17 protein-coding genes are annotated in these 22,045 nt (G+C 65.2%); all 17 read left to right on the plus strand.

From position 1 onward, the window contains the following. The first annotated feature begins 135 nt into the window (after positions 1-135). The 17 genes from WDZ97_RS00555 (at position 136) to WDZ97_RS00635 (ending at position 21,832) form a co-directional block, all read left to right on the plus strand. Positions 136-2,097, plus strand: coding sequence for a diguanylate cyclase (locus WDZ97_RS00555; RefSeq protein ID WP_425761474.1), 1,962 nt, complete (start codon positions 136-138; stop codon positions 2,095-2,097). A 127-nt stretch (positions 2,098-2,224) separates the two neighbouring features. Next, on the plus strand, positions 2,225-3,970 hold the full coding sequence (locus WDZ97_RS00560; RefSeq protein WP_304002076.1) for a putative bifunctional diguanylate cyclase/phosphodiesterase: 1,746 nt from the start codon (positions 2,225-2,227) through the stop codon (positions 3,968-3,970). Between the two features lie 218 nt (positions 3,971-4,188). Beyond that, positions 4,189-4,506, plus strand: coding sequence for a flagellar transcriptional regulator FlhD (gene flhD, locus WDZ97_RS00565; RefSeq protein WP_019917260.1), 318 nt, complete (start codon positions 4,189-4,191; stop codon positions 4,504-4,506). Positions 4,507-4,523: 17 nt separating this feature from the next. Further along, positions 4,524-5,063 carry a flagellar transcriptional regulator FlhC gene (gene flhC / locus WDZ97_RS00570; protein ID WP_019917261.1) on the plus strand — a complete coding sequence of 180 codons (540 nt, stop codon included), beginning with the start codon at positions 4,524-4,526 and terminating at the stop codon, positions 5,061-5,063. Positions 5,064-5,268: 205 nt separating this feature from the next. Then, positions 5,269-6,126, plus strand: a complete 858-nt coding sequence (gene motA / locus WDZ97_RS00575; protein WP_019917262.1) for a flagellar motor stator protein MotA — start codon at positions 5,269-5,271, stop codon at positions 6,124-6,126. Positions 6,127-6,176: 50 nt separating this feature from the next. Further along, positions 6,177-7,124, plus strand: a complete 948-nt coding sequence (gene motB / locus WDZ97_RS00580; protein WP_304002083.1) for a flagellar motor protein MotB — start codon at positions 6,177-6,179, stop codon at positions 7,122-7,124. A 118-nt stretch (positions 7,125-7,242) separates the two neighbouring features. Continuing rightward, positions 7,243-8,364 (plus strand): methyl-accepting chemotaxis protein, encoded by a 1,122-nt coding sequence (locus tag WDZ97_RS00585; protein WP_425761475.1) that lies wholly within the window; start codon positions 7,243-7,245, stop codon positions 8,362-8,364. 12 nt (positions 8,365-8,376) lie between these two features. Further along, positions 8,377-8,742, plus strand: coding sequence for a response regulator (locus WDZ97_RS00590; RefSeq protein WP_019917265.1), 366 nt, complete (start codon positions 8,377-8,379; stop codon positions 8,740-8,742). A gap of 31 nt (positions 8,743-8,773) precedes the next feature. Beyond that, positions 8,774-10,987: a chemotaxis protein CheW gene (locus WDZ97_RS00595; protein ID WP_425761476.1), complete on the plus strand. Its 2,214-nt coding sequence runs from the start codon at positions 8,774-8,776 to the stop codon at positions 10,985-10,987. A 158-nt stretch (positions 10,988-11,145) separates the two neighbouring features. Further along, positions 11,146-11,655 (plus strand): chemotaxis protein CheW, encoded by a 510-nt coding sequence (locus WDZ97_RS00600; protein ID WP_304002095.1) that lies wholly within the window; start codon positions 11,146-11,148, stop codon positions 11,653-11,655. Positions 11,656-11,666: 11 nt separating this feature from the next. After that, complete coding sequence (locus tag WDZ97_RS00605) at positions 11,667-14,054, plus strand: methyl-accepting chemotaxis protein (protein ID WP_425761477.1); 2,388 nt, start codon at positions 11,667-11,669, stop codon at positions 14,052-14,054. Positions 14,055-14,109: 55 nt separating this feature from the next. Beyond that, positions 14,110-16,941, plus strand: coding sequence for a methyl-accepting chemotaxis protein (locus WDZ97_RS00610; protein WP_425761478.1), 2,832 nt, complete (start codon positions 14,110-14,112; stop codon positions 16,939-16,941). Positions 16,942-17,009: 68 nt separating this feature from the next. After that, positions 17,010-17,894 carry a CheR family methyltransferase gene (locus tag WDZ97_RS00615; protein ID WP_425761479.1) on the plus strand — a complete coding sequence of 295 codons (885 nt, stop codon included), beginning with the start codon at positions 17,010-17,012 and terminating at the stop codon, positions 17,892-17,894. Next, positions 17,869-18,498 carry a chemoreceptor glutamine deamidase CheD gene (gene cheD / locus WDZ97_RS00620; RefSeq protein WP_425761480.1) on the plus strand — a complete coding sequence of 210 codons (630 nt, stop codon included), beginning with the start codon at positions 17,869-17,871 and terminating at the stop codon, positions 18,496-18,498. The genes WDZ97_RS00615 and cheD overlap by 26 nt, the downstream gene beginning before the upstream one ends. 23 nt (positions 18,499-18,521) lie before the next feature. Further along, positions 18,522-19,598, plus strand: a complete 1,077-nt coding sequence (locus WDZ97_RS00625; protein WP_425761481.1) for a protein-glutamate methylesterase/protein-glutamine glutaminase — start codon at positions 18,522-18,524, stop codon at positions 19,596-19,598. A 47-nt stretch (positions 19,599-19,645) separates the two neighbouring features. Further along, positions 19,646-19,951, plus strand: coding sequence for an STAS domain-containing protein (locus WDZ97_RS00630; protein WP_020165474.1), 306 nt, complete (start codon positions 19,646-19,648; stop codon positions 19,949-19,951). Between the two features lie 174 nt (positions 19,952-20,125). After that, positions 20,126-21,832 carry a methyl-accepting chemotaxis protein gene (locus tag WDZ97_RS00635; protein WP_425761482.1) on the plus strand — a complete coding sequence of 569 codons (1,707 nt, stop codon included), beginning with the start codon at positions 20,126-20,128 and terminating at the stop codon, positions 21,830-21,832. Positions 21,833-22,045: the final 213 nt, after the last annotated feature.

A 22,045-nucleotide genomic window follows, 5' to 3' on the forward strand; every position in this document is an offset into this window, starting at 1 on the left:
GGGTGGCCGGTTTTTTGCTGCTGCCCTCAAGTCGGGAGACTCCCCGGCCGTAAGGAAAGCCAATGCCGATTGATTCGGGGCGGTCACGCGCGCGCCGCCTCGTTGCAACGGTTGCTGCACAGCCCGGATTCACGAATGAATGACCTGATCGATACACGCCGCTTCCAGGAAATAAAGGCCGCGGGCGAATTGCCGTCGCCCAAGGGCATCGCCTTGTCGATCGCCCGCATGAGCCAGCGCGGTGACGCCTCGCTGGCTGAACTGGCCCGGCTGATCCAGGGTGATCCGGCACTGGTCGGGCGTCTGGTACGTGCCGCCAACGGCACGCTGCCGCAGGGCTCGCGGCCGGTGGTCGCGCTGCGCGATGCGCTGGCGGTGCTTGGTATGGCGGCGGTGCGCAACCTGGCGCTGGGCTTCTCGCTGATTTCGAGCAACGGCGAAGGTCTTTGCCGCAGCTTCCCCTACACACGCTTCTGGACCGGCTCGGTCATCCGCGCCATCGCGATGCAGAAGATCGTCATGCGACTGCGCAGCGCCGGTGTCGAGGAGAGCTTCAGCGTCGGCCTGCTGTCGGGGGTCGGCGCCCTCGGTCTGGCCAGCGTGTTTCCGGTGCAGTATTCGCGCGTGCTCGACGAAGCGCGCGGCGACCCGGCCTGCCTGCTCGAACAGGAGCGCCAGGCGTTCGCGATGACCCACGTCGAACTGAGTGCGGCGATGCTGCTCGACTGGGGCATGCCGCGCTTCTTCGTCGCCGCGGTGCTGGGCCACGAGTCGGCACTGAGCGCGCCGGTTGATCCGGGCTCGCGCGAATACGGTCTGACGATGGCACTGGGCCTGGCCCGCGCCATCGAGAGCGCCTGCATGGCTGATGAAGCCAGCCGGGCGCAAAGTCTGGACGCCGCGCGCGCGCTGGCGGCGCGCATGGAGTGGGTGCCGGAACAGGTGTCCGCGCTGTGCGAGGAAGTCGCCCTCGACTGGAAGGACTGGTCGCAGATGCTGCCGGTCGATGCCTACGCCTTGCCCAGCCTGGACGGACTGGCCGACACGCTGGTGCCGGCTCCGCCGCCCGTCCCGGCCGCGCCGCCAGCGCCGGCAGCGCAGCAGGCGGCCAACGACGCGCCGGGCAGCGAAGGCTTGCGCGTGCTGGTGGTGGAGGACGACGCGGCCACCCGGCTGACACTGCAGACCTTGCTGGTACGCGGCGGCTATCAGGTCGCGGTGGCCGAGGACGGCGTACGCGGCATGGATCTGGCGCTCGAGTTCCAGCCGCACATCATGGTGGTCGACTGGGTGATGCCGCAGATGAACGGCCTCGAACTGACGCGCACGCTGCGCCAGACCCGCATGGGCCGCAACATCTACATCATCCTGCTCACCAGTCACGAAGAGGATCAGCGCTTGATCGAGGCCTTCGAATCGGGCGTCGATGACTACATGGTCAAGCCGCTGCGGCCGCGCGTGCTCGAAGCGCGGCTGCGTGCAGGTCAGCGTCTGGTGCGCATGCAGCGCGAACTGGAGAGCGAGCGCGAGGAAATCCGCCGTTACGCAGCCGAACTGGGCGTGAGCAACCGCCGGCTGCAGGAGGTCGCGTTGACCGACGCGCTGACCGGCTTCCCGAACCGCCGCTACGCGATGAGCCGCATCGCTCAGGAATGGGCGATCGCGCAACGCAGTGAGCGCCCGCTGTCCTGCCTTCTGATCGACATCGATCACTTCCGTCAGATCAATGAAACCTACGGTCGGGACGTCGCCGATCAGGTGCTGGAACAGACCGCCCGGGCGATCCGCGAGTGCATGCGCGCGCAGGACGTGGTGTGCCGCACCGGCGGCGACGAGTTCCTGATCATCTGCCCGGACACCGATCTCGAACAGGCGATGGCCTGCGCGCAGCGCGTGTGCGCCGGCGTCGCCGCGGCACCGGTGCAGGCCGGTCGCCTGCGCCTGACCAGTTCGATCAGCATCGGCGTGGCCGAGCGCCTGCCGGCCATGCCGGACGCCGACGCGCTGCTCACTTTCGCCGACCAGGCGCTGGTCGCGGCCAAGAGTGCCGGGCGCAACCGGGCGCACGCGGCGGAATGGGCGGTGAACAGGTCCTAATCCCCCCTCAACCGAAAGGGTAAAGAGAGACTTTTGCCCGCATCCGGCAAAAGTCGTTGCTCAAGTTTCGGCAGATCTTGCCGTCCATTGATCCCGTTGATCGTGCTCACGACCCGGAATGAAGTGGATGGACCGTCACTCTGACAAGATGGGAGGGTTCAGAACCATCAAGGTATTGATGGTCGAGGACAATGAAGACGATGTCTTCCTGCTGAACGCTCAACTGAGCGCACGCGGGCTGGACACGTATTCCGAGCGCGTGGACAGCGCCGGCGATCTCGCCCGCGCGCTGGAAGAGCGTGAATGGGATCTGGTCATTTCCGACCACGCCATGCCCGGCTTCGATTCGGCGTCTGCGCTCGAGGTCGTGCGCCGCAGCGGGCGCGACATTCCCTTCATCATCTACTCGGGCAAGATTTCCGACCACATGGCCTTCTCGGCCATGCGCAACGGCGTTGCCGACTACGTCCAGAAGGGCAATATCGCCCGCCTGGTGCCGGTGATCGAACGCGAACTGCGCGGCGTCGAGACGCGACGCGCGGTGCAGACGGCGGACGCGCGCATCCATGCGCTGGCCTTCTTCGACACGCTGTCGGCACTGCCCAACCAGACCCTGCTGCGCGCGCAGATCGACGACTGGCTCGACACCGCCCGCCGCAGCGTCGAAGCCAGCCACGCTACGCTGATGGTGGTGGACATCGACCGCTTCCTGCGCATCAACACCAGCTTCGGTTACGAGGCGGGCAACGCGGTGCTGCGCGAAGCGGTGCGCCGGCTGATAGAGCGCGCCGGCGATGGTGCGATGATCGCCCGCCTCAGCGGTGACCGCTTCTGCGTGTTCGCGCCGGCCTGCACCACGCGTGCGCTGGCATCGGCACTTGCGCAGCGGCTGATGGACGCCTTTTCCACCCCGATCATCAAGGACGGCCTCGAACTGTTCCTGACCGCTTCGGTCGGCGTGGCGATGACGCCGGACGATGGCGACGATGCGCAGTCCCTGATCATGAATGCCGAAGCGGCAATGGCCAGCGCGAAGCGCTCCGGCGGCAACGGCATGAGCTTCTACGCGCGTGAGATGAGCGCCAGCTCGGCCGAGAAGCTGGTGCTGGAAACGCACCTGCGGCACGCGGTGCAGCGCGGCGAACTGTTCCTGAACTACCAGCCCATCCTGAATGGCGTGACCGGCCGCCCTTCCGGCGTGGAGGCGCTGCTGCGCTGGAAGCATCCGCAGCGCGGCGTCGTGTCGCCGGACCGTTTCATTCCGCTGGCCGACGAATCCGGACTCATCGTCGAGATCGGCGCCTGGGTCATGCGCGAAGCCTGCAGCCAGGGCAGGCTGTGGCACGAACAGGGCATGACCGACCTGTCGATGTCGGTGAACGTGTCCGCGGTGCAGTTCGCCCAGCCACGGCTGCTGGAAACCGTGCGTACCACGCTGGAAGACACTGGTTTTCCGCCGGACAAGCTGGTGCTCGAAATCACCGAATCGGTGCTGATGAAGGACGCCGAAACGACCATCGGCATGCTGAAGGCGCTGAAGAACATGGGCGTCCGCATCTCGATGGACGACTTCGGCACCGGCTATTCCTCGCTGTCCTACCTGAAGCGCTTTCCGATCGACATCGTCAAGATCGACAAGTCCTTCGTCCGCGACATCAACGAGGACGAGGACGACGCCGCCATCATCCGCGTCATCATCGCGCTGGCCCGCAGCCTGCGCCTGACCACGGTGGCGGAGGGCGTGGAAACGCCAGAACAGCTGGGCTTCCTGATGCGCGAGCAGTGCGACCGCTTCCAGGGCTATTTCTTCTCGCGACCGGTGGACGCCGACGTGCTCTGCGCCCGCATCCTGGACGGCTCACTTCTGATTTAAGTTTTTCCGGGCGCTGCCGTTACCTGCCCTGTCCGCCCGATTTTCAGGGTGGCACTCCCCGTACACGCCCGAAATGTAAGAATTTTTCTTACAGGATTTCGTTCGCCCCTTCGTACAGCAAGTTTCGCCAGCCCCTGATTGGGCATCGGCGCCCCTCTCGGCAGAATGCATCCCACACACAGGCGCACTCTGCACCTGCTCCAAGGAGGGATCGAGGCATGAAGACGACCGGCTTGCTCAACGAGATTCGCGAACTGAATCTTGCCTATCTGATGCTCGCTCAGCAGATGATCCGCGAGGACCGCGATGCAGCGATGTTCCGCCTCGGTGTCAGCGAGGAAGTCGCCGGCATGATCGAGTCGCTCTCCCCGGCACAGGTCCTGAAGATGGCCAGCGCCAACATGATGCTGTGCCGCCTGCGTTTCGACGACCGCGTCCTGCTCGGCCTGTTGTCCAGCCACGGTCGTGACGCATCGACCTCCCACCTGCACGCGACCATCCTGGCCTGCGCGCAGCCGGTCGAAGCGGTTTCCTGAGTCAGGGAGTCAAGGTCATGAAAAACAAGAGCATCGTTTCCGAAGGTCGCGAAATCGCGCTGGCGGTGAACCTGATCCAGCTGGGCGCCCGCCTGCAGCTGCTGGAAGCCGAAACCCATCTGTCGCGTGAGCGTCTGCTCAAGCTGTACAAGGAAGTGAAGGGCGTGTCGCCGCCGAAGGGCATGCTGCCTTTCTCGACCGACTGGTTCATGACCTGGCAGCCGAACATTCACGCTTCGCTGTTCATGTCCTTCTTCAGTTTCTTCAAGCAGAACACCGGTCTCAACCAGCTGGACTGCATCGTCAAGGCATTCAAGCTCTACCAGGAACACGTGCAGACGCACGACATGGAAGAGGTGCTGAGTCTCACCCGCGCCTGGACGCTGGTGCGCTTCTTCGACGCCAAGCTGCTGCAGCACACGAAGTGCACCTGCTGCGGCGGCCACTTCGTGGCGCACGCCTACGACCCGAAGGCCAGCTATGTCTGCGGCCTGTGCAACATTCCCGCACGCGCCGGCAAGACGCGCCGTGCCCGCGAGGCGCTGATCGCCGCCTGATCCGTTTTCTCTCTCCTGTCTGACCTCCTCCTTGCGCGAGCAAGGAGCTCGCCGCTGCGGGGCAACCCGCAGCGGCATTTTTTTGTGCGTCGGGTGCTGTTCACCTGCGCAGCAGACTTGGTCAAGTTTCCTGAGGTGGTGCCGTTAGACCAGCAGGCACGCAGTGATTGATGCCCCGAACATCCGTCATACACAGGGAAATTCCATGTTTCTGATCATCGGCTACGTGATCATCCTTGCCGCTTCGGTCGGCACCTACGCACTGCACGGCAGTCTGGCCGCGCTGTGGGTGCCCGCCGAGTACGTCGCCATCTTCGGTCTGATGATCGGTGGCTTCGTGGCTGGCAACGGCATGGCTGCAATCAAGGCGACGGTGGCCGCGCTGCCGTCGGTATTCAAGGGTTCGTCCTACAACAAGGCCTTCTACGTGGACGTGCTGGCCATGCTGTACGAAATCCTGGCCAAGGTGCGCAAGGAAGGGCTGATGTCGATCGAAGCCGACGTCGAGAATCCCGAATCCAGCCCCATCTTCTCCAAGTACCCCAACTTTCTCGCCGACCACCACGCGGTGGACTTCCTGACCGATTACCTGCGGATGATGGTGGGCGGCAACCTGAACGCCTTCGAGATCGCCGACCTGATGGACGCCGAGATCGAAACCCACCACTCCGAGCAGCATGTCGCCGTGCATTGCGTGTCGAAGATGGCCGACGGCGTGCCGGCCTTCGGCATCGTCGTCGCGGTGATGGGTGTGGTGAACGTGATGGGCTCGGTCGGTCAGCCGCCGGCCGTGCTGGGCAAGATGATCGGCGGCGCGCTGGTCGGCACCTTCCTCGGCATCCTGCTCTCCTACGGTTTCGTCGCGCCGATCGCCTCCCAGCTCGAACAGAAGATGGAAGAGGGCGGCAAGATCTACGAGTGCATGAAGGTGGTGCTGCTGGCCAGCATGAACGGCTACGCGCCGCAGGTGGCGATCGAGTTCGGCCGCAAGGTGCTGTACTCGCCGGACCGCCCCAGCTTCAAGGAGCTGGAGGACGAAGTGAAGAGCCGCAAGGGCAAGTGAGCGGGCGCATCGCTCATCTCCTGACCTCCTCATCCACCATCGGTTGAATCATGTCCGACGATACCCAGCAGCCAATCATCGTCAAGAAGATCAAGAAGGGCGGCGGCGGTGCGCACGGCGGCGCATGGAAGATCGCCTACGCCGACTTCGTGACCGCGATGATGGCCTTCTTCCTGCTGATGTGGCTGCTCGGTTCGACCGCGCAGGGCGACCTCGAAGGGATTGCCGAGTACTTCGAGAACCCGCTGAAGGTGGCGCAGCAGGGCGGCTCCGGATCGGGCGACAGTTCGAGCGTCATCCAGGGCGGTGGACGCGACCTGACGCGGCAGGCCGGTCAGGTGAAGTACGGCGCGGTCGAGACCAAGCAGCGGTCGATCAATCTCAGCGCCAGCAGCGAAGACCAGAAGTCCGAGGAGATGAAGCGCGAGCAGCAGCGCCAGGAACGCGTCAAGCTGATCGAGCTGAAGAGCCAGATAGAGGCGCGCATCGAAGCCAATCCCGACCTGCGCCCCTTCCGCAACCAGCTCATGCTGGACGTGACGTCCGAAGGGCTGCGCATCCAGATCGTCGACGAGCAGAACCGGCCGATGTTCGCCTCGGCCAGTGACCGGCTGCAGCCTTATACCCAGGTCATCCTGCGCGAGATCGGCCTCATCCTGAACCAGGTCGACAACCGCGTCTTCCTGTCCGGGCATACCGACGCCAAGCCTTTTGCCGGCGGCATCGGCGGCTTTTCCAACTGGGAGCTGTCGTCCAACCGCGCCAACGCGTCGCGGCGCGAACTGATCGCCGGCGGCATGGACCCGGACAAGGTGCTGCGGGTGGTGGGCATGAGTTCCATCATTCCATTCGACAAGGACGACCCGTTCAACCCGATCAACCGTCGCATCAGCATCATCGTGCTGAACCGCGACACCGAGCAGGCGATGCTGTCGGACGGACGTTCGGTCAACGTCGAGGACGTGGCCGGAGCGGCGGGCGCGGTCGCGCCGCCCTGATCAAGTTTCACCCCGTATCGCCGTAAAGATCGAAGTCAGTCCGTATCGTTGCCCATCGATGCCCGATGTCATGAAAATAAAACCGATCGCTCTTGTTGCCGCCTGGACCGGATCCGCAGTGTGTGCCGGTACCGCCGCCCTGCTGGCGCCGCAGTCCATGCTGCCCGTGCTGGCGGCCGTTGCCGCTGCCGCGATGCTGTGGACGCTGACGATGCTGCTGTCCGGTCGTCCGGCACTGGAAACACCGGATGAGGCACACGGCGTCAGGGCCGAACCCGACGCTGCGCATCAGCGGGTGGTGGGCAGCTCCGACTCGGTTCATGACCAGTGCAGTCGGATGAACGAGGAGCTGACGCGCGTGCAGCAGCTGCTCCATGAAGCGATCACCGGTCTGACCCAGAGCTTCCACAACATGCATGGCGAAACCACGAGCCAGCGCGAGACGGCGATGGCGCTGACCGGCGGCGACGGCAGCCAGCAGTTCGACTTCGCGCGCTTCGTCGATGAAACCTCCGGCACCATGCAGCGCGTCGTCGATAGCGTGGTTCACAACAGCAAGCTGGGAATGGAACTGGTCGAGCTGACCGAGGGCATCGCCCGCGAAACCGAGAGCGTGCGCGCATTGCTCGGCGAGATCGGCGGCATTTCCAAACAGACCAATCTGCTCGCACTGAATGCGGCGATCGAAGCAGCGCGCGCCGGCGAGGCGGGCCGCGGCTTTGCGGTGGTGGCTGATGAGGTGCGCGACCTCTCGGCGCGCACCAGCGACTTCAGCCAGCAGATCGTCACCCTGGTCGATCGGGTCCAGGCCAATGTGAAGATGACCGAATCGGCGCTCGCCAACATGGCCGGCCAGGACATGACCTTCGCGCTGGAGTCGAAGACGCGCGTCGAAACCGTCGTGCGCGGCCTCGAAATGCTGCATCAGCGCCGCCAGCAGTCCATCGTCGATCTCGGCGCGTCGGTCGAACGTGTGGATCAGGCGGTGGCACACGCCGTGACCTCGCTGCAGTTCCAGGACATGACCGCGCAGCTGATCGGCCACGTACAGAAGCGCATCGGCGCGATCGACGGCGTGTGCGCCAGCGTGCGCGAACTGTCGCGTGCGGCGGCGCTGGGCAACGCATCACCCGAACTTGCACAGCGTGTCGATGACGCGCTGGCGCATCTGGCGGTTGTAGACAGCACGAATCCGGTGGCCCAAAAGGCCTACCAAGAAGGCGAAATAGAACTGTTCTGAAGGAGAAGTACCATGGCAAAGACCGTGCTTGCGATCGACGATTCCGCGTCGATCCGCCAGATGGTGGCATTCACGCTGAAGAGCTCGGGATACGAGGTGATCGAGGCCGTCGACGGTCAGGACGGTCTGGACAAGGCCAAGGCCAAGTCGGTCAACCTGGTGCTGACCGACCAGAACATGCCGCGCATGGATGGCCTGACGCTGATCCGCAACCTGCGCAGCATGGCGCAATACAAGGCCACGCCCATCCTGATGCTGACCACCGAATCGTCCGATGCGATGAAGGCCCAGGGGCGCGCCGCCGGCGCGACCGGCTGGCTGGTCAAACCCTTCGACCCGCAGAAGCTGGTCGAGGTGGTGAAGAAAGTCATCGGCTGATCCACCCTTACCTGGCGCGGGGAGACAGTCCATGACGGTGGACATGAGCCAGTTCTACCAGGTGTTCTTCGAGGAAGCGGCGGAGCATCTGGCGAACATGGAGCAGATGCTGCTCGACATCGATCTGCAGAGCATCGATGACGAAGAAATGAACGCGATCTTCCGCGCCGCCCATTCGATCAAGGGCAGTGCGGGCACTTTCGGCTTTCACGACCTCGCCCAGGTCACGCACGAACTCGAAACCCTGCTCGACCGCGTGCGCAAGCACGAGGTCGTCATGACGGCGGCGATGGTCGACGCCTCGCTCGAAGCAGGCGACCTGCTGCGCGACCTGGTGGCGGCGCATCGTGGCGAGGGCGCGGCCGACATGGCACGCGTGGCCGAGGTGTGTGCGTCGATCAAGCGCCTGTATAGCGATCCGGTATCGGTTGCCGACGAGGACCCGCAGCCGGTGTCGGCGGCGGCGCTGCCGTCCAGTTTCCGTTTCAGTTTCATGCTGCCGCAGAGCTGCGCCGATGCGGCTGGCGTGATGGAGAACATGAGTGCCGAGCTCGAAGCGCTCGGCAGCCGCGTCGTGGACGTGTCGATCGATGCCGCCGGTCGCTGGCAGTGCCTGCTGGGCGGCCGTGTCGACGCCGTCGCAGTGCGCGACATCGTCGAGTTCATCGCCAGCCCCGGCAGCTACGCCGAGGGCGAAGCGGCATCCGCACCGGCTGCTGCTGCCGACGACGCGTGGGGGTTGTTCGACGCGACGCCGGCCACGCAAGACGATGCCGGCGACAGCAGTTACGGCTTCTTCGATGCTCCGGCACCCGTTGCTGCGGATGCGCAGGACGACAGCTTCGGCTTCTTCGACGCCGCACCGGGTGTGCCGACCACGGCCGCGCCGCAAACGGCTGCGGTGGACGACAGTTTCGGGCTGTTCGAGCCGCTGCCGGTCGAATCCGCCGCGGTGCTGCCGCTGGCGGCGCAGCCGGTAGCCAAGTCGGGCGCACCGGCTGCCGACAGTGCGCCGGAGCCGGCAAAGCCCGCAGCAGCAACGCGGACTGCCAAGACGACGGGCGGCGACACCTCCATCCGTGTCGGCGTCGACAAGGTGGACCAGATCATCAATCTGGTCGGCGAGCTGGTGATCACGCAGGCCATGCTGGCGTCGGCTGCATCCAAGCTCGACCCGGTCGAGTTCGAGCGCCTGATGAATGGCGTCCAGCAGCTCGAACGCAATACACGCGACCTGCAGGAATCGGTCATGTCCATCCGCATGCTGCCGATGTCCACCGTGTTCTCGCGTTTTCCGCGCGTCGTGCGCGACCTGTCGCAGAAGCTGGGCAAGCAGGTGCGTCTGGTGCTTGCCGGCGAATCGACCGAGCTGGACAAGGGGCTGATCGAGCGCATCGCCGATCCGCTCACCCACCTGGTGCGCAACAGCCTGGATCACGGCATCGAAACGCCGGACGTGCGCGAGGCGCGCGGCAAGCCGCGCGAGGGCACGATCACGCTGAAGGCTTCGCACCAGAGCGGCAACATCGTCATCGAGGTCGGTGACGACGGCGCCGGCCTGAACCGCGAGCGCATCCTGTCCAAGGCACGCGAGCGCGGCCTGCCGGTCAGCGACGGCATGAGCGACCAGGAGGTCTGGGGACTCATCTTCGAAGCCGGCTTCTCGACCGCCGATCAGGTGACCGAGGTGTCCGGCCGCGGCGTCGGCATGGACGTCGTGAAGAAGAACATCACCGCGATGGGCGGCCGCGTCGACATCGAATCGATGACCGGCGTCGGCACCCGCATGACGGTGCGCCTGCCGCTGACGCTGGCCATCCTCGACGGCATGTCCGTCGCCGTTGGCGCTGACACCTACATCGTGCCGCTTAACTACGTGGTCGAATCGCTGCAGCCGACCGCGGCGATGATCAAGAGCGTTGGCGGCGAGCCGCGGCTGGTGCAGGTACGCAACGAGTACCTGAACATCCTGACGCTGAGGGACGCGCTCGGCCTCGCCGGCGGCACCACGGATCTCGAACGCGGCATCCTGGTCGTGCTCGAGGCGGATGGCGGCAAGATCGCGCTGTTCGTCGATGAACTGGTCGGTCAGCACCAGGTGGTGATCAAGAGCCTGGAGGCGAACTATCGCAAGGTGGTTGGCATTTCCGGCGCCACCATCATGGGCGATGGCCACGTCGGGCTCATTCTCGACGTGCCGTCGCTGGTCGAATCGGCACGCGGCAGGCTGGCCGCCGCCGCCTGATCCGCGTCCTGCTGGATGCCCCACCTGCCAGCGATCGGGTGGGGACATCCTCGTCGTTCTCCCGTCTTGCGTACCCGCAAAATTAGGTGCTTCCCAGCCTCAAGGCGCCCGCCTTGCATGCCGTTACAACTTCAGTAATCGCAGCGAGGGAGCAGAAGATGATGCAGGCGGCGCAGGCGGTGTCGCACCGGCCGGACGACGGCGCGGAGGGTAGTTACGCCCAGGAGTACCTCACCTTCACGCTGGGTGAGGAGGAGTACGCAATCGATATTCTCAAGGTGCAGGAGATCCGCGGCTACGACGCGGTCACCAGCATTGCGCACGCACCCCCCTTTATCAAGGGTGTGATCAATCTGCGCGGCACCATCGTTCCCATTGTCGACCTGCGCATCAAGTTCGGTGTCGGCGTCGTCGAATACACACCGTTCACGGTCACCATCATCCTGAATGTCGGCGGTCGTGTCGTCGGCATGGTGGTCGATTCGGTGTCCGACGTGCTTGCGCTCGAATCGTCGAAGATCCTGCCGGCACCGGAATTCTCGTCCAGCCTAGACACCCGCTACATCCATGGTCTGGGTTCCATCGACGAGCGGATGCTCATCGTCGTCGATATCGAAAAGCTCATGCTGTCGGCCGACATGGCGTTGGTCGACGATCAGGTTCACTGAAGGTGGCACACATGGATTCCTCCAACGCATCCCCGGCCGCCGCGCGCGGCCTGACCGTCCAGCAGCGGCTGATGGTCATCGTTGCCGCCAGTCTGGCCGGCATCCTGCTGCTGGCCGCGGTACTGCTGGCCGGCATGCGCAGCACCATGATCGAGGACCGCAAGAACGCCGCGCGCTTCGCGGTCGAATCGGCCTGGGGCGTCGTCGATGCCTTCCACAAGCGCGCATTGTCCGGCGAACTGACGCAGGAGGAGGCGCGCAAGCAGGCGATGAACACGCTGCGCACGATGCGCTACAACGGCGAGGACTATTTCTGGATCAACGATTTCGGTCCGCGCATGGTCATGCACCCGACCAAGCCGGAGCTCGACGGCAAGGATCTCAGCGGTTCGAAGGACCCGAACGGCAAGGCGCTGTTCGTCGAATTCGTCGCCGTGGCCAAGGCGAGCGGCGCCGGCTTCGTCGATTACCAGTGGCCGCGGCCGGGCGCCGACAAGCCGGTGGACAAGGTGTCCTATGTGCGCCAGTTCGAGCCCTGGGGCTGGATCGTCGGTTCCGGCATCTATGTTGATGACGTGAATGCGCTGGTGCTGAAGGAAGCGGTCCGTGTCGCGCTGATCGCGCTGCTGATCGCCGCGGTGATCGGTGTGATCGGCGTGCGACTCGGTCGCAGCATCGCCGGCCGCCTGCGCATCGCCGGCGGCCACGCCAACGAGATTGCGTCAGGCGTGCTCGACCGCCGCATCGATGCGGGAGCGCAGGATGAAGTCGGTCAGCTGATGTCGGCGCTGGAGCGCATGCGCACCGATCTGCAGGCGCGCGCGGAGCGCGAGCGGGTAATCGCCGAGGAGAACCTGCGCGCGCGCACCGCGCTCGACTTCGTCACCACCAATGTGCGCATCGCCGACAACGACGGCAAGGTGCTGTACGCCAACCGCGCGATGCACGGCACGGTGACCCGCATCGCTGACGAACTGCGTCGTCACATCCCCGGCTTCTCGCTGGAGAACTTCATCGGTTGCAATATTTCGGCGATCTGCACCAATCCGGACTTCGTGCGCAAGTCGAGGACGACAGCGGACGGCTATCGCGCTGAACTCGTCATTGGCCGCAACGTGTTCGAGCTGGTATCGACGCCGATCATCGGCGAATCGGGCGAACGCATCGGTACGGTTGGCGAATGGATAGACCGCACCGAAGAGGTGGCGATCGAGCAGCAGGTGACCGACGTGGTCGCGGCCGCCGGACAGGGTGATTTCACGCAGCGGCTGTCGGTCGACGACAAGCAGGGCTTCTTCCGCCAACTGGCCGAAGGGCTCAACGGCCTGGTCGAACAGGTGTCGGTCAGCCTGTCAGACGTGGCGACGGTACTGAGCGGTGTATCTGGCGGCGATCTGACTCGGCGCATCGATCGCAACTACAGCGGCCTGTTCGGGCAACTCAAGGACGACACGAACACGACGGTCGAGAAGCTGCGCGAAGTGGTTGGCCGGATCAAGGATTCGACCGAAGCGATCAACACGGCGGCACGGGAGATCGCGGCGGGCAACAGTGACCTGAGTTCGCGCACCGAAGAGCAGGCGAGCTCGCTGGAAGAGACGGCGAGTTCGATGGAAGAGCTGAACGCGACGGTGAAGCAAAACGCGGAAAGTGCGCAGAAGGCGAACGAGCTGGGTCGTCAGAGCAACGAAGCGGTGATGCGCGGCGCGGAGACGGTGAAGCGGGTGGTGTCGACGATGTCGGACATCCAGGACTCGAGCCGGAAGATCGCGGACATCATCGGCGTGATCGACTCGATCGCGTTCCAGACCAACATCCTTGCGCTGAACGCGGCGGTGGAAGCGGCGCGCGCGGGCGAACAGGGTCGTGGTTTTGCGGTGGTGGCGAGCGAGGTTCGCAACCTCGCGCAGCGCAGTGCGCAGGCGGCGAAGGAGATCAAGGGGCTGATCGCCGACTCGGTGGAGCGTGTCGATGGCGGCGCGCGACTGGTGGCGGAGGCGGGCGCGACGATGGAACAGGTGGTCGACAGCTTCCGTCAGGTGACGGGTCTGGTGACCGACATTGCGTCGGCGAGCCAGGAGCAGTCGTCGGGGATTGCGCAGGTGACGCAGGCGGTGAGCCAGATGGACGGGGTGACGCAGCAGAACGCGGCACTGGTGGAACAGGCAGCGGCGGCGGCGGAAAGTCTGGAAGAGCAGGCGCGTTCGCTGATGCGCGCGGTGGGTCAGTTCAAGCTGGACGAGGGTGGTCGTGTGACTGCCTCGTTCGAGGCGGCGCGCGAGGCGGCGAACAGCGAGCCGGTGCTGCCGCGTTCGCGCGGCGGTGCGCTGGGCAAGGTCAAGCGCATTGCGCCGACGGCGCAGCCGGCCTTCGCCGAAGAGGAATGGGAAGAGTTCTGAACGCGCGGCCAGACCACGCGACACATCGATCAGCAGGGAGGCAGGAGAGTACGTCATGCGCAACAACTCGCCGGTGACCGGGCGTGAGGTCGAACTGACCGAGCGACACAATCTCGTGTCGCGTACCGATCTGCAGGGGCGGATCACCTTCGCGAATCGCGATTTCGTCGAAGTGAGCGGTTTTGACGAGGCCGGGCTGGTCGGCCAGCCGCACAACATCGTGCGTCACCCCGACATGCCGCGCGAAGCGTTCGACGATATGTGGCGCTGCCTGAAGGCGGAGCGCCCGTGGACCGGTCTGGTCAAGAACCGCTGCAAGAACGGCGATCATTACTGGGTGCTTGCGAACGCGACGCCGCTGCTGGAGAACGGCGTGGTGACCGGCTACATCTCGGTGCGCACGCGCGCGTCGCGCGAGCAGATCGCCGCGGCCGAGAGCGCCTATCGTGCCTTCCGTGAAGGTCAGGCCAAGGGCCTGGCGATCCGCGATGGCGTGGTGGTCCGGACCGGTTTCTCGCCGACACGTCTTGTTGCCGGCCTGAGCATCAAGGCGCGCATGTTCGCCATCGTCGGCATTCTCGGCCTGGCGATGGCGGGTATCGCCGCCACCGGCATGCAGGCGCTGCAGAACAATGAAGCCACGCTGAGTGTGGTCTACAACGATCGTGTGGTGCCGACCCAGCAGCTCAAGGTGGTTGCCGACATGTATGCGGTGAACATCGTCGATACCGCGCACAAGGTGCGCAACGGCAACATCGACTTCGCCGCCGGCAGCAAGAATCTCGAGCAGGCGCGCGATGCCATCGGAAAGAACTGGGACAGCTACCGCGCCAGCCAGATGACGGCGGAGGAAAAGACGCTGGTCGATCAGGCCGTGCCGCTGATGAAGACCGCCGACGCGTCGATCGAGCGGCTGGCCGCCATCATGGCGAGCAAGGACATGGCGGCGCTGACCGCCTATACGGTGCAGGACCTGTATCCGGTGATCGACCCCATCTCCGGCAAGATCAGCGAACTGGTCGATCTGCAGATCCGCGTTGCCGGCTCCGAAATCGAGCGCGTGCGCAGCGAGTCGTCGTCGGCTTTCGCCGTCATGGCGACCCTGCTTTCCGTGGGCGTGCTGATCGCCGCGGTCGGCGCCTGGCTGCTGCTGCGCTCGATACTGCGGCCGATCGCCGACGTGAAGGCAATTGTCCGTCGCATGGCGGAGGGCCGGCTCGACGTCGAGGTCGATACCACGCGCCGCGACGAGATGGTCGCCATCCTCGATGCGATGAAGACGATGAAGATCAAGCTCGGCGCCGACATGGCCGAAGAGCGCCGTGTGGCCGACGAGAACCTGCGCATCCGCGAGGCGCTCGATTCGGTCACCACCAATGTGCGCATCGCCGATCCGAACGGCAAGGTGCTGTACGCGAACAAGACGCTGCTCGATACGCTGCGCCGCACTGAAGCGGACATCCGCAGGAAGCTGCCGCAGTTCTCGGCCGAGCGCTTCGTTGGCAGCGACATCACGGTGTTCTATGACGATCCGGAAGCGGCGCGTCGCCGCCTTGCTTCGCTGGCCAGCACCGTCAGGAGTGAAATCGTCATCGGCGGCCGCCTCTACCAGCTCACGACCAGCCCGATCACCAATGCCGCAGGTCAGCGGCTCGGCTCGGTCGGCGAATGGCTGGACCGCACCGACGAGGCGGCCATCGAGAAAGCGGTGACCGACCTGGTGCGCAGCGCCGGCAACGGCGACTTCTCGCAGCGCCTGACGGTGGACGGCAAGCAGGGCTTCTTCCGTCAGTTGGCCGAAGGTCTCAACGGTCTGGTGCAGCAGGTTTCCGACGGTCTGGCTGATGTTGCCAACGTGCTCAACGCGATGGCCAGTGGCGACCTGAACCGCAAGATCGAGCGCGAATACGCCGGCACCTTCGCCCAGCTGAAGGACGACACGAACACGACGGTCGAGAAGCTGCGCGAAGTGGTCGGCCGGATCAAGGATTCGACGGAAGCGATCAATACGGCGGCGCGGGAGATCACGGCGGGCAACAGTGACCTGAGTTCGCGCACCGAAGAGCAGGCGAGCTCGCTGGAAGAGACGGCGAGTTCGATGGAAGAGCTGAACGCGACGGTGAAGCAGAACGCGGAAAGTGCGCAGAAGGCGAACGAGCTGGGTCGCCAGAGCAACGAAGCGGTGATGCGCGGCGCGGAGACGGTGAAGCGGGTGGTGTCGACGATGTCGGACATCCAGGACTCGAGCCGGAAGATCGCGGACATCATCGGCGTGATCGACTCGATCGCGTTCCAGACCAACATCCTTGCGCTGAACGCGGCGGTGGAAGCGGCGCGCGCGGGCGAACAGGGTCGTGGTTTTGCGGTGGTGGCGAGCGAGGTTCGCAACCTCGCGCAGCGCAGTGCGCAGGCGGCGAAGGAGATCAAGGGGCTGATCGCCGACTCGGTGGAGCGTGTCGATGGCGGCGCGCGACTGGTGGCGGAGGCGGGCGCGACGATGGAACAGGTGGTCGACAGCTTCCGTCAGGTGACGGGTCTGGTGACCGACATTGCGTCGGCGAGCCAGGAGCAGTCGTCGGGGATTGCGCAGGTGACGCAGGCGGTGAGCCAGATGGACGGGGTGACGCAGCAGAACGCGGCGCTGGTGGAACAGGCAGCGGCGGCGGCGGAAAGTCTGGAAGAGCAGGCGCGTTCGCTGATGCGCGCGGTGGGTCAGTTCAAGCTGGACGAGGGTGGTCGTGTGACCGCCTCGTTCGAGGCGGCGCGCGAGGCGGCGAACAGCGAGCCGGTGCTGCCGCGTTCGCGTGGTGGTGCGCTGGGCAAGGTCAAGCGCATTGCGCCGACGGCGCAGGCGGCCCTCGCCGAAGAGGACTGGGAAGAGTTCTGAACGCAGGCAATCACTGAATTGTCGTTCCACATGGAATCTGCATCGTGAACACAGGCAGCAAGGCAAGCATGGCCACGCACTCGGCAGCGCAGATTACGCGCCAGCTGTCCGAAGTGAAGACACTGACCGGCAGCACGCGCGAGTTCAGCTTCACGCGCGAGGACTTCGATCGCATCGCGAAGATGATTCACCAGTACGCCGGCATCTCGTTGTCGCCGATCAAGTTCGACATGGTGTACAGCCGGCTGGCTCGCCGGCTGCGCGCCACCGGCGATGCGACCTTTGCCGACTACATCCGCCGGCTGGAGCGCAACGACCGCACCGAATGGGAAACCTTCGTCAATTCGCTCACGACCAACCTCACCTCCTTCTTCCGTGAGGCGCACCACTTCGATCTGCTGAAGCAGCATCTGACCAAGCTGGGCAAGCCGAATGCGCGCATCTGGTGCAGCGCCGCCTCGACCGGCGAGGAACCGTATTCGATCGCCATCACCTGTTGCGAGCTGTACGGCACGATGACGCCACCGGTCGAAATCATTGCCTCCGACATCGACACCCAGGTGCTGGCGCAGGGCCAGGCGGGCGTCTATGGCGAAGAACGCATCGAGAAGCTGTCGCCGGAACTGGTGCGCAAATACTTCCTGCGCGGTACCGGAAGCCGCTCGGGTGAGGTGAGGGTGCGTCCGGAACTGCAGCGGCTGATCCGCTTCACCCGGGTGAACCTGCTCGAACCGAACTGGCCGGTACGCGGGCCGCTGGAAGCCATCTTCTGCCGCAACGTCATGATCTATTTCGACAAGCCCACGCAGTACGGCATCCTCAAGCGTTACGTGCCGCTGCTGCGACCTGACGGGCTGCTGTTTGCGGGCCACTCGGAGAGCTTCTCGCACGCGGTCGACCTGTTCCGCAATCTCGGAAGGACGGTTTATGCGCGTGCTGACGGCGGTCGGTAATCACGGCCCGGGCCTGATCGAACATCAGGCGGCGCAGCGCTACTACGATCGCAACTTCTCGCGCGAAGCGGTCAAGATCCTGCCCGGCGAATTCTTCGTCACCACGCGCGACATGTTGCTGGTGACGGTGCTCGGCTCCTGCGTCGCCGCCTGCATCCGCGATCCCGAGCGCGGCATCGGCGGCATGAATCATTTCATGCTGCCGGACGCCGGCAGCGGCGTCATGAGCCGTTCGGCACGCTACGGTGCCTACGCGATGGAACTGCTGGTGAACGAACTGATCAAGGCCGGGGCACGTCGCTCGGCGCTGCAGGCCAAGGTGTTCGGCGGCGGACGCGTCATGGCGACGCTGGCCAATGCCAATGTCGGCGAGCGCAACGCCGATTTCGTGCTCGACTATCTGGCCAACGAGGGTATTCCGGTGCTGGCGCAGGATCTGCTGGACAGTCATGCACGAAAGATCTACTTCTTCCCGCACGCCGGGCGTGTGCTGATGAAGAAGCTTGCCCGCGTGAACAACGATACGCTGGCGCGCCGCGAACGCGAGTACCAGGAAAGACTCGCCCGCGACGACGCATCGGGCGACATCGAATTGTTCTCCTGATCGGGGGCACGGAGGAGCATGGAATGAAGATCAGGGTTCTGGTGGTCGACGATTCCGCGGTGATGCGGGCGGTGCTGACCGAGATCATCAATCAGGCGCCCGACATGGAAGTCGTGGGCACGGCGCCCGATGCGGCGGTGGCCCGGCAGAAGGTGAAGGAGACCTCGCCCGACGTGCTCACGCTGGACGTCGAGATGCCGAACATGAACGGCCTGGAATTCCTCGACAAGGTGATGCGGCTGCGTCCGATGCCGGTCATCATGATTTCAAGCCAGACCGCGCAGGGGTCGGAAACCACGCTGCAGGCGCTCGAACTGGGCGCCGTCGACTACGTGGCCAAGCCACGCGGATCGCTGGCCGGGCTGCCGATCAGCTATGCGCAGGAAATACACGAGAAAATCCGCGCGGCCTACGGCGCGCGACTGAAAGTGCTGCGCGCCGCACCGGCCGAGCCGGCGCCCGCCGCCGCCGCGCGGCCAGCGCCCGCCACCGCCACGTCGGCCTGGGGTGACCGCATCGTCTGCATCGGCGCCTCCACGGGTGGCACCGAAGCGATCAAGGAAGTGCTGTGCCGCCTGCCGGCGAACGTGCCGGGCATCGTGATGGTGCAGCACATGCCTGAAATGTTCACCGCGAGCTTTGCCCGCCGCCTCGATTCGCTGGCCCGTGTCCGCGTCAAGGAGGCGGAGCAGGGCGAGCGCATCCTGCCCGGCCATGCCTATCTGGCGCCCGGGCATTCGCATCTGGAAATCCGTCGCAGCGGCACCGGCTATGTCTGTGAACTGCTGCAGACGCCGCCTTACAACAGGCACCGGCCGGCGGTGGACGTGCTGTTCAATTCGGCTGCCCAGCACGCACGCGGCAGTGCGGTCGCCGCCTTGCTGACCGGCATGGGCAAGGACGGCGCCCAGGGCATGCTGGCCATGCGCCGTGCCGGCGCCTGGACCATAGGGCAGGACCAGGAAAGCTGCGTCGTATATGGCATGCCGCGCGAGGCAGCGCAGATCGGCGCCTGCTGCGAGGTGGCGCCACTGACCCAGGTGGCCGAGCGCATCGTCGCCGCATTGCAGGGCGGGCGCCGGCTCGCGGCTCACGGATGAGCCGTCGCCGCGTCGTTCATTCAACCACTCACTGATCAAGACCACGCATGGAAATCCGCACCTCCGTCATCGACCGACTTGCCCGCATCTCGCTGGGTGGCCGCTTCGACTTTTCTTCGCATCGCGCATTCCGTGAAACCACCGAGCGCATGATGGCGGGCGACGCCATCGACACGCTGGAAATCGACCTCTCTGCGGTGACCTATCTCGACAGCTCGGCGCTGGGCATGCTGCTGATGCTGCGCGACAAGGCACGCGCCGCCCATTGCGTGGTGCGGCTCGTGAACTGCAGTGCGCCGGTACGCCAGGTCATCGAGGTCGCCAATTTCCAGAAGCTGTTCACCATCACCTGAGGCTGGCCGGACCTTAGCCGAGGCCTTGCCACGCCAAGCGTCTCAAGTTCGGACGCTTCAGGTCGTAACTCTCTTCACCACGGACAGGCACACGATGCCCAGGGTCCGACCGTGCCGCGCGGGCGATGGGGCTTGCGCGACGCGGAAAGACCCTTACCGGACAGGAGAGGAACGATGACAACAAGCAAGCGCGCAGCGACGCGCAGCATTTTGCCCTGGCTGGGCCTTTTTTCCGCACTGCTGATCACCCACCTCGGCCTTTACGCGTACAGCGCATCGGCCTTCACCCTGAGCGGCGCACTGATTGCCGCGGCCCTGGCCGCGACGGGGGCTTTCATTGCACGCACAACGGCCGTCCTGATGTTCGAGCGTCCGCTCGAAACCATGGTCGCCGGTCTCGAACAAGCCCGCATGTCGGGCGATCTCACCTATCGTCTCGACGCGCGTGGCGGCGGTGCGCTGCCGCGACTGGCAGAGAGCTACAACCGCCTGGTCACCGAGTTCAGCGCGGCGATGGCCAAGATGCTGTTCACCTCGCAGCGCTTGCAGGACACCTGCAGCGGCCTCGGCAAGGGGGCGGAGCGCGTCGCTGGCTCGGCCGAGCAGCAATGCGCTGCCTCGCAGGCCGCCAGCGGCGACGTCGGCAACATGAAGATGAGCATGGAGACGGCGACCGAAGCGGCCGCCGGCACCGTGGACGATGCCACTCGATCGCGCGAGCTGTCGCAGAAGGGCGCGCAGGTGGTCAGTCGCGTCGCCGAGGAGATGGCGCGCGTTGCCGGCAGCGTGTCGGAAAGCGCGCGCCAGATCGAACATCTGGGCAAGCGCTCGGAAGAGATCGGCTCGGTCGTGCAGGTGATCCGCGAGATCGCCGACCAGACCAATCTGCTGGCACTGAACGCGGCCATCGAGGCGGCGCGCGCCGGCGAACAGGGCCGCGGTTTCGCGGTCGTGGCCGACGAGGTGCGCAAGCTGGCCGAGCGCACGGCGGCGTCCACCGGTCAGATCCATTCGATGATTTCCGCCGTGCAGCGCGAAACCGCCGACGCTGCGTCGGTCATCCGCGCCAGCGCGGTCGAGGCGCGCACCGGCGCCGACTTGACCAGCGAGGCGGTGGCCACGCTGGAAAGCATCCGCGAATGTGCCGACGCGACGCTGGAGCGCGTGGGCGGTACGGTCGAAGCCATGCGTCAGAACCGGGCGCTGGGCGAACAGGTCGAGCAGCACGTGCAGCGCATTTTCGCGATGGCGGAATCGAATCGCGAGGTGTCCAGTTCGACCGCCGCCGAGGCGTCGCGGCTGGACGTGCTGTCGAGCAATCTGGCCGAGCTGTCGCAGGTGTTCCGTCTCGGCAGCTACGGCGAACAGGCTGTGGCTGCGCATGCCCGCATGCCGGACATCGTGGCCGATGCGGCGCAGCGGATCGGTGCCTGTCTGGAGGCGGCGGTCAAGCGCGGCGAAATCAGGATGGAGGACCTGTTCGACGAGAACTACCAGCCCATCGCCGGTACCAAGCCGACCAAGTACAGCAACAAGTTCGACGCGCTGACGGACCGACTCTTCCCGGCGATCCAGGAACCGCTGCTCGACCGGCACGCCGGCCTGATCTACGCCGGTGCGGTCGACCGCAAGGGCTATTTCCCGACGCACAACAAGCGCTTCTCGCAGCCGCTGACCGGCGACGAGAAGAAGGACATCGCCGGCAACCGCACCAAGCGCATCTTCGACGACCCGGTCGGACGTCGCTGCGGTGCGCACAGCCAGCCTTTCCTGATCCAGACCTATCGCCGCGACACCGGCGAGGTGGTGCACGACATTTCGGCACCCATCTTCGTCGGCGGTCGGCAATGGGGCGGCTTCCGCATCGGCTACGCGGCCTGAACCGCCGCCGGCACGCGGTAGGGACGACGGGGCGCCTGCGGGCGCCCCGTTGCATTTGATTCACGTCAAATGAATGCTGCATTGCAGAAAGTCCCCTCAACCCGGGTATCACGCTGCCGTAACTGACTCAGGCGGGTCGTGAAGGGGTGTCGACCCCGGGGAGCCCGCCTCGACACCGTATCCGGCCAATGCACGCAGTGCCGCGCGCCCCGG

Source organism: Methyloversatilis sp. MC4-4, assembly GCF_049843555.1.
Lineage (GTDB): Bacteria > Pseudomonadota > Gammaproteobacteria > Burkholderiales > Rhodocyclaceae > Methyloversatilis > Methyloversatilis discipulorum_B.

Coding starts and splice junctions, on each gene's coding strand:
- WDZ97_RS00555 (WP_425761474.1), top strand. CDS start 136: ATGAATGACCTGATCGATACACGCCGCTTCCAGGAAATAAAGGCCGCG.
- motB (WP_304002083.1), top strand. CDS start 6,177: ATGTCCGACGATACCCAGCAGCCAATCATCGTCAAGAAGATCAAGAAG.
- WDZ97_RS00625 (WP_425761481.1), top strand. CDS start 18,522: ATGAAGATCAGGGTTCTGGTGGTCGACGATTCCGCGGTGATGCGGGCG.
- flhD (WP_019917260.1), top strand. CDS start 4,189: ATGAAGACGACCGGCTTGCTCAACGAGATTCGCGAACTGAATCTTGCC.
- WDZ97_RS00600 (WP_304002095.1), top strand. CDS start 11,146: ATGATGCAGGCGGCGCAGGCGGTGTCGCACCGGCCGGACGACGGCGCG.
- flhC (WP_019917261.1), top strand. CDS start 4,524: ATGAAAAACAAGAGCATCGTTTCCGAAGGTCGCGAAATCGCGCTGGCG.
- WDZ97_RS00595 (WP_425761476.1), top strand. CDS start 8,774: ATGACGGTGGACATGAGCCAGTTCTACCAGGTGTTCTTCGAGGAAGCG.
- WDZ97_RS00610 (WP_425761478.1), top strand. CDS start 14,110: ATGCGCAACAACTCGCCGGTGACCGGGCGTGAGGTCGAACTGACCGAG.
- WDZ97_RS00605 (WP_425761477.1), top strand. CDS start 11,667: ATGGATTCCTCCAACGCATCCCCGGCCGCCGCGCGCGGCCTGACCGTC.
- WDZ97_RS00560 (WP_304002076.1), top strand. CDS start 2,225: ATGGACCGTCACTCTGACAAGATGGGAGGGTTCAGAACCATCAAGGTA.
- cheD (WP_425761480.1), top strand. CDS start 17,869: ATGCGCGTGCTGACGGCGGTCGGTAATCACGGCCCGGGCCTGATCGAA.
- WDZ97_RS00590 (WP_019917265.1), top strand. CDS start 8,377: ATGGCAAAGACCGTGCTTGCGATCGACGATTCCGCGTCGATCCGCCAG.
- WDZ97_RS00615 (WP_425761479.1), top strand. CDS start 17,010: ATGGCCACGCACTCGGCAGCGCAGATTACGCGCCAGCTGTCCGAAGTG.
- motA (WP_019917262.1), top strand. CDS start 5,269: ATGTTTCTGATCATCGGCTACGTGATCATCCTTGCCGCTTCGGTCGGC.
- WDZ97_RS00630 (WP_020165474.1), top strand. CDS start 19,646: ATGGAAATCCGCACCTCCGTCATCGACCGACTTGCCCGCATCTCGCTG.
- WDZ97_RS00635 (WP_425761482.1), top strand. CDS start 20,126: ATGACAACAAGCAAGCGCGCAGCGACGCGCAGCATTTTGCCCTGGCTG.